This is a genomic window from Pseudomonadota bacterium (genome assembly GCA_030775045.1).
GTDB lineage: Bacteria > Pseudomonadota > Alphaproteobacteria > JALYJY01 > JALYJY01 > JALYJY01.
The window spans coordinates 3,752-9,391 of record JALYJY010000072.1 but is presented as its reverse complement, the minus strand read 5'-3'; the positions used below and the strand labels follow the sequence as shown (position 1 = coordinate 9,391).

8 protein-coding genes are annotated in these 5,640 nt (G+C 58.6%); 2 read left to right on the top strand and 6 right to left on the bottom strand.

Annotated features, from left to right (window positions below):
• From M3O22_07000 to M3O22_06990, 3 genes are all read right to left on the bottom strand, one after another.
• Window positions 1–822, bottom strand: an 822-nt coding sequence (locus tag M3O22_07000) for a hypothetical protein (protein ID MDP9196493.1), incomplete at its 3' end; no start/stop codon positions are given.
• A 161-nt stretch (window positions 823–983) separates the two neighbouring features.
• Window positions 984–1,877, bottom strand: coding sequence for an inosine/xanthosine triphosphatase (locus tag M3O22_06995; protein ID MDP9196492.1), 894 nt, complete (start codon window positions 1,875–1,877; stop codon window positions 984–986).
• Between the two features lie 31 nt (window positions 1,878–1,908).
• Window positions 1,909–2,292: a hypothetical protein gene (locus tag M3O22_06990; protein ID MDP9196491.1), complete on the bottom strand. Its 384-nt coding sequence runs from the start codon at window positions 2,290–2,292 to the stop codon at window positions 1,909–1,911.
• Between the two features lie 698 nt (window positions 2,293–2,990).
• On the opposite strand from M3O22_06990, the gene M3O22_06985 reads away from it, so the two are divergent.
• Both M3O22_06985 and M3O22_06980 read left to right on the top strand, forming a co-directional pair.
• Complete coding sequence (locus tag M3O22_06985) at window positions 2,991–3,791, top strand: META domain-containing protein (protein ID MDP9196490.1); 801 nt, start codon at window positions 2,991–2,993, stop codon at window positions 3,789–3,791.
• A 54-nt stretch (window positions 3,792–3,845) separates the two neighbouring features.
• A complete protein-coding gene (locus M3O22_06980) occupies window positions 3,846–4,061 on the top strand; it encodes a hypothetical protein (GenBank protein ID MDP9196489.1) in 216 nt (71 codons plus the stop codon).
• Between the two features lie 34 nt (window positions 4,062–4,095).
• Here M3O22_06980 and M3O22_06975 read toward each other — a convergent pair whose 3' ends face one another.
• From M3O22_06975 to M3O22_06965, 3 genes are all read right to left on the bottom strand, one after another.
• Window positions 4,096–4,629: a carboxymuconolactone decarboxylase family protein gene (locus tag M3O22_06975; protein MDP9196488.1), complete on the bottom strand. Its 534-nt coding sequence runs from the start codon at window positions 4,627–4,629 to the stop codon at window positions 4,096–4,098.
• Between the two features lie 16 nt (window positions 4,630–4,645).
• Window positions 4,646–5,188 (bottom strand): peroxiredoxin, encoded by a 543-nt coding sequence (locus M3O22_06970; protein ID MDP9196487.1) that lies wholly within the window; start codon window positions 5,186–5,188, stop codon window positions 4,646–4,648.
• A gap of 66 nt (window positions 5,189–5,254) precedes the next feature.
• Window positions 5,255–5,640 (bottom strand): hypothetical protein (locus M3O22_06965; GenBank protein ID MDP9196486.1); only part of this gene is annotated, 386 nt, incomplete at its 5' end.

The following is a 5,640-nucleotide window of genomic DNA, read 5'->3' as shown; positions in this document are numbered from 1 at the left end:
GCCCAGGGCGAAACCAGGACTGGCAATGGCCCGCATGAAGGCTGGATTTGCTCCACCCCGGTATCCACCCAGCACCATCAGAAGCGCGGACAGGGACCGCAGTTCCAGAAACCGCCTGGCCACTTCCGGGCCTCTTTCTTCCGCCACATACTGAACAGCGGCCATGTCGGCCCCGGCCTCCACCAGAAGCGGGTGGCGCGGCACATATCCCAGACCGCCCGGCAAGGGAATTGCCGAGCCCTGCCCGCAATGCCCCGGAGGCCCTTCATGGGCTTCCACGGCAAGAAGCAGATCCTCCCCCGACAGGGGCAGATGATCCGGCAGCATGTCCGGAGTGACATTCAGAAGCGCGGCCGTCAGGGAACGGGCATCCCGGATGCGTTCGCTGTGAAATACGATGCAGGTATTCTGTATGTCGTTCAGCACCAGCCGCGGCAGGGCAAACTGGTTCCCCCGGGACAGGGAAAACATGGATGCCATGTTTTTTTCCCAGTCCGGGACGGCCTCCACAAAGGATTCATATGTCAGATCATCATCCTTGTTGACCAGACGGAAAACCTCCCGCCCGATCCGGGGAAGCATCTTTTCGATCTTTGCATTGGAGGCCTTTTCCCTGACGGCTTTTTCAATATCCCCGCGCAGACGCGGACTCAGATCCTCATAGGCGACCTTCAGTACCCTGTCCGGTTCCTGGACAGGGAAAAACTTTTCCAGAGCGCGGCCCAGGTCCGTTCCCTCCCCCATGATGCCCTGACGGCTGGAAGTACAGGAAACAGCGGACAGCAGCAGGGCCATAAGCACTGAACGGACTGAACGGGACATGGATCAACCCCTGATAAACGTTTTCATTTCTAATGAAACAGAGGTTGTTTCATAACAAGCCCGGGAAATATATCAATCTGTTTTCTTTTGCAGAAACAGCAAAGAAGGTGCTGGCGTGGACCAGCCGCATAATCTGGCCAAAAGCGTCACGGTGGAGTGAATTACACCCGGAGACTCAGTGTCCGGCCTCTGGTCTCTGCTGCGGGTGCATGCCTCTGATCCGCTTTCAGCTGTTCCGCAAACTCTGGAAGAACGGAAACAAGAGCCTCTTTCAGGAAATCCTTTCGGGGTTTTGCGGAAAGGTCTGCATGGGGATCCCTGTGGTCCTTGACAATGCCCAGTTCCTGCATAACCTGGCCGACTGTATATTTGTCAAAGCCACGCCGACGGGCCTCCTCAACATACTGCGTATCAAACACCACACCGTCCGAGAATGTGACAACATAGGTGTAATGATTACCGGCGCTTGTGGTCAGGCAGACGACCGCCTTGTCAACCCATGTACCATCCGGCTGCTGGAAAATTCCATTCTCGATGGCCACATAGACTGCGGCACCCGGGTAAGCTGCCATGGCGTTGGAGGAGCGGTTCATGGCGCCCTGCCGGGTTTCCTCATTCTGCGGCTGTGGCGGAACACCGGATTCCACATCAACGGAAATGATTTCAGCCCTGAAACCCAGGATCTCCAGCGCCTCTGTCAGCGCCGCGATCTTGATTTCGCTTTTTGATCCCAGAACAATGACAGGCGGCCACCAGTGATTCTGGAGGCGGTCACTGTCCCCATACTTCTGCGCCCATTCAACAACAAGATCCGCAACCGCCGGGTCCGTGGGCCGCTGGACCTCTGCCGCTGCATCCGCCAGTTCACCCACCAGTGCCTGACCCCCGGCAACCAGGGCAACCTCAAGCCACTCCCTTACCCGGGCCAGATCTTTTTTATGGGCCGATACAGAAGCCAGCTCCTGCTTCCAGAGCGCACATCCATCGTGGCAAAGGCAATCGATGACCAGTTCACGGCCCCCGGCCGTCTGCAATTTCTCCGCCCATTTCTTCACATTTCCAAAAGCTTTCAGGGCTGGTTCCGGATCAGGTTTCCCGGACTGGCTGCCACCGGCCAGAACAGACTTCAGAAGATCCTTTCCGCCTGCCAGCAGGGCTGTCCTGCAGGGTACGGCGGATCAGGGGATAATCCGCATGTCCATCTCTCTCGACCTTCATCAGCTGAAGCGTATTTCCGGCCCCGATAATCTTTTCAGCCGCATCCAGGACCTCCCGGATTACATAAGGAGCCGTATCGGTGTTCATCTGCTGTCCGGACAGGATCTGGACCAGTTCCCTCAGTGCTTCCATGTTCTGGCGCATTTCAGGAAAGCAGAGGGCCTCACGAATAATCTTTCCGGTGCCTTGCCACCGGTCATGGCGGCATACTGCCATAAAAGCCGTTTTCGCTTCTTCACTGACCAGAGACATGCGGTTTCCTTTCAGGGCTTGCCTGCAAAAAGCTGCAGCGCTTCCCAGAATAACAGCGTCCAGCGAAAGTATTATTTTCCGGACCGGCGCGGTCTGCAGCGATGAAAAACCGGGCAACTGGCTGTCGCGGCTGGTGCGCAGGTTCGACGGTCCGTAACAGAATGTTCTTCTTTTGTTCTTGACACTCTGGCCCCGGTCCTGTACAGGGAGGGTTCTGCTTTCAGGCAGGCGACGGCAGATCTGTCACGCCGTAACCTGAAGAAAGCAGACGGCTCCTTCACATTGTCAATATGGACGAAAACACCCTCTCCGGGCGGATGAGGGATCAGGCGTCACCACACCCAAATGATGACAAATGATGAGGAATGATTACGGACTCGCAATGTTAACCACTGCACTCCCTCCCGCAGGGTGCAGTTAATGGGGATAATTTTCAGAAAACGCAGGCTGGTACAGGGGTTTTTCCGCTGCACACCCGTGCATTTAATGTGCAGTTATGGTGCAGTTAAGGTGCAATTGTGTGCAGTTACTGTGCAGTAAGTGCAGTCGGAAAGGCGGGCCTGTCGCGCCGAACCCCGAACCGGATCCGGGCGAAGGCGGACTTGTCGCGCCGTAGCCCGCAGGGCGAAGGCGGATTGACGGACCGGACGTTTTGTTCAAGACTGCCTCCATATTTCTGTCATTCCGGAGTTGCTTCCATGAAACGCTTTCTGCCTGCCCTGTTCATGCTTCTTGCCCTGAATGCCTGCCAGAAAGAGGGATCCCAGGCCTATCTCGCCGTGGGGAACGAGCCGGGATGGCTGATGGTCATCACGGACCAGGGGCTGGAACTGGCCACCGGCTATGGCGAAAAGAAATTCACTGCACCTCCGGCAAAACCGGAAAAGATATCCGGTGGACGGACGTACCGTTTCCAGACCGCGGACGGGACAGTGGACGTCAGGATCGTCTACACAGCCTGCCAGGACGTCATGAGCGGCAGGAATTTTCCCAACCAGGTCACCGTACAGGTGGACGGAAGCACCCTGACCGGCTGCGGCGGTCCGGCCCCGAAAGCCGAACCGCTTCCGGCGGAACCATCACCGGCTCCGCCTGAAAACCCGACAGGCGCGGCAGGAGCCGCCGGTGGATCCATGCCCTCCCTGTTCGGCCACATCTGGGTTCTGGACGCCATGGATGGCCAGCCAGTTGCGTCAGAAGCCCGGTTCGATCTGGTCTTTAAAGAAGACCGCATGGCGGGAAAATCCGGCTGCAACCGTTATTCCGCAACCTATGAGTTTCAGGAAGAAACCCTGAAGGTCACATCCCCCATGATCGGCACGAAAATGGCCTGTCCGCCGCCGGTCATGGAACTGGAGAACCGCTTTACCGCCACTCTGGGCGCCGGCGGCCGGATCGTGCGCAATCCTGACGGAGGGCTGGAGATCCGTACAGCCGACGGCCGCTCCCTTGCCTTCCGGCCGGAACCGGAACAGGACGCTCCCGGCGGGACGGAGTAAACTGGAACCTTGAGCCCGTCCGGACGTTTCCTGCTGGAACAGACGGAGAAAACAATGCCCGGAAAAAAGAAGATGGATCCTGTTGACGAGGCTTCTGCGGAATCCTTTCCCGCCAGCGACCCGCCGGCGTGGATCAGCACCCCGGCCCATCCGGTCAAGGGGCGCAAGGCTGCCTCTCCCGAAATCAGGGAGCCAGTCAAAAATCCGGAAATAAAGGAGCCGCCGGAAAATGGCGCGGCAAAATCCGGCCGGGGAAAGACCGGAAAATAAAAGCCACAGACGGAACCAGCCGCCGCAGTCAAGGTTATGGAGGGGAACTGGCCTCGGCATCCAGGGTCACAGCCGCTGCATGGACGACCGCTGCGATGCGCACTGCATCCTGGATCATGTCGCGGCTGGCGCCCTTTTCCAGCAATTCCCGCTCGTGCGCCTCGATGCACAGGCCGCAGCCATTGACGGCCGAAACCGCAAGGGACCACAGCTCGAAATCCACCTTGTCCACACCGGGATTGGCAAGAACATTCATGCGCAGCCGGGCAGGCATGGAGCCATAATCCTTGTTGCCCGCCAGATGGACAAAACGATAGTACACGTTGTTCATGCCCATGATGGCGGCCGAGGCCCGGGCCGCATTCGCCTCCTCCGGCGTCAGGTGAGCCTGCGCATCGGCTGTAATGGCCCGGACCAGATCCCCGTTCCGCGCCGCGATGGCCGAGGCCAGTGCCGCACCCCACGCCTGGCGGGGTGTCAGGTGCGTGGAGGCCAGAACGCTGGACAGGTTCAGCCGGATGTCCCTGGCATAATCCGGAATGCGGGCTTTCAGCGCCTCAACCGTCATGGGAAAAGCCTTTTCCTTACGCAATCTCGATTGTTTTTTCGCCCTTCTGCCAGTTGCACGGGCAGAGTTCATCAGTTTGCAGGGCATCCAGAGTACGCAGCACTTCCTGGACATTGCGGCCGACGGACAGGTCGTGGACCGACACAAAACGGATAACGCCGTCCGGATCCACCAGGTAGGTGGCGCGCATGGCCACGCCTTCCTTGCGGTCCAGAACGCCGAGGCTGGAGGTCAGCTCGCGCTTCACGTCCGCCAGCATGGGGAACGGCAGGTTCTTCAGGTCAGGATGCTGGGTCCGCCATGCGTGGTGTACAAACTCGCTGTCTGTGGAGACGCCCAGAACCTGGGTGTCACGCTCGGCGAACTGGGCGTTCAGCTTTCCGAAAGCGGCGATTTCCGTGGGGCACACGAAGGTGAAATCCTTGGGCCAGAAGAAAACAGCCAGCCACTTGCCCTTGAAACTTTCGTTACTGAGGACGGGGAACGGCACCTTCGGGTGGTTCGCGTCCGTAGCGGCTTTCAGGCTGAAATGGGGAAAACGGTCACCAACTGTCAACATGCTCGGGCTCCATCAAAACCGGTTGTTCTTTTGCGGGCCCAGAATGCGCCATCCGGCAGGCAAAAATCAACGTTCCTGTGCAGATGTCCCCGCACGCGGCAGGTTCAGGGGCTTCCAGCGGCTGCCATCGAAGGAACCATCAGCCGATGATACGGTCTTTTCCGGTGCGGAAGTTCCCGCTCCGGAACCCGTGGCCACCAGATGGTATTCCCCGGGCGTCAGGGTCCCATGGTGCGGCAGGGCTGCCGATCCGGGCGCAAGGTCAGAAATAACAGGAAACGGAGCGTCCATGGTCGAGGCAACTGTCACCGGCGCCTCCACCACCTCCGGCTTGCGCTTGTAGTTCCAGTCGACGCAGTAATTGCCCTCGCGCTCGCTGCGCTTCATCATGTTGCAGTCTTCATCCATGGCTATTGAAACAGCATGGTCCATGACAGACTTTTCCGTGATGG

Coding starts and splice junctions, on each gene's coding strand:
- M3O22_06970 (MDP9196487.1), bottom strand. CDS start 5,188: ATGTTGACAGTTGGTGACCGTTTTCCCCATTTCAGCCTGAAAGCCGCT.
- M3O22_06980 (MDP9196489.1), top strand. CDS start 3,846: ATGCCCGGAAAAAAGAAGATGGATCCTGTTGACGAGGCTTCTGCGGAA.
- M3O22_06990 (MDP9196491.1), bottom strand. CDS start 2,292: ATGTCTCTGGTCAGTGAAGAAGCGAAAACGGCTTTTATGGCAGTATGC.
- M3O22_06985 (MDP9196490.1), top strand. CDS start 2,991: ATGAAACGCTTTCTGCCTGCCCTGTTCATGCTTCTTGCCCTGAATGCC.
- M3O22_06975 (MDP9196488.1), bottom strand. CDS start 4,629: ATGACGGTTGAGGCGCTGAAAGCCCGCATTCCGGATTATGCCAGGGAC.